Genomic DNA, 1,013 nt, shown 5'->3' on the forward strand with positions numbered 1-1,013 from the left:
AACATGGACAGGTTCAATATCTTGACAATTTGATCACGGAGCACCTGTCCGATTACAGGAAGCACCATCCCAATGCGGGTTATAATACGTTCAGGGCACGTATCGAAGAAGCGAACCCTGGTGTGGACTGGAGCCATTTAAAGCTTGGCCAGGTGATCAACATTCCCATGGACCTTCCCAAGGAAGAAGAGCAGGCCCAAGAAACCCAAGAACAGGCCACCGCGACGGAGCAGGAACAGGAAGAAGACACAATRCYCGACAGTGCCCAAGAAGAGGACCGAGCGCAAGGYTCCGGCAAGCAGGGCAAAGCGGGCGTTTATCTTATAGCGAACGATGCGGAGTGCATGTGCAACATGAGCCTTGATTYGAAGGCCAAGGACAAATTTAAAGTATCCAGCCACAAAATCCTCCATATCAACGATAAGGACGGTGATAAAAAACTCCTGGCCACAACGGCAGACCTTCCGCTCCCCTTTGAAACYMCCRAAKSYACCTTTGGCAAGTGCAAAAAGCAGCCCAGTGGAGCAAGCCACAACCCCTGTATCCCCAACATCCAAAAATGGGAGAACAGCTACGAGGCCATAAGGGTGGAACAGGCCGGGGGCACGGCCCTTACAGAGGAAAGCGAGGGCAAATGCGYTTTTGGMGGGACCGTGACCTTTTTTTCCACCGGACARAAAGAGGARATYACCGCCGCCGATATGGCGGCCACCCCGCCCGAGATCGTGGAGCTGGCCACCAACGGTATGCTCACCAAGGAACAGATCGAAAAACTGGCAGCGGGCGAGTTTGAGGACGAAGGGGCAGCGGGCGTAGATTCCATAGAAACAGCGGATGGCAAAGCCAAGTACCATAAAGATGAAAAAAGCATTGTCCTAAAGGTGAAGGAATACACCAAGGGCACACCGGGGGACAACCAAAAACTGGGCATCAACTGGACCGTGTACCACAAGGAAAAACAGAGCGACCCCGTATACGAAAAACTGTACACCTTTGTGGACAAGGGCGATAGC

1 protein-coding gene is annotated in these 1,013 nt (G+C 52.6%); it reads left to right on the top strand.

Features of this window, described 5'->3' with window-relative positions:
* Positions 1-1,013, top strand: a 1,013-nt coding sequence (locus GO009_RS17355) for a PAAR-like protein (RefSeq protein ID WP_163627966.1), incomplete at both ends; no start/stop codon positions are given.

The organism is Allomuricauda sp. TY007 (assembly GCF_010468565.1).
Classification (GTDB): Bacteria; Bacteroidota; Bacteroidia; order Flavobacteriales; family Flavobacteriaceae; genus Flagellimonas.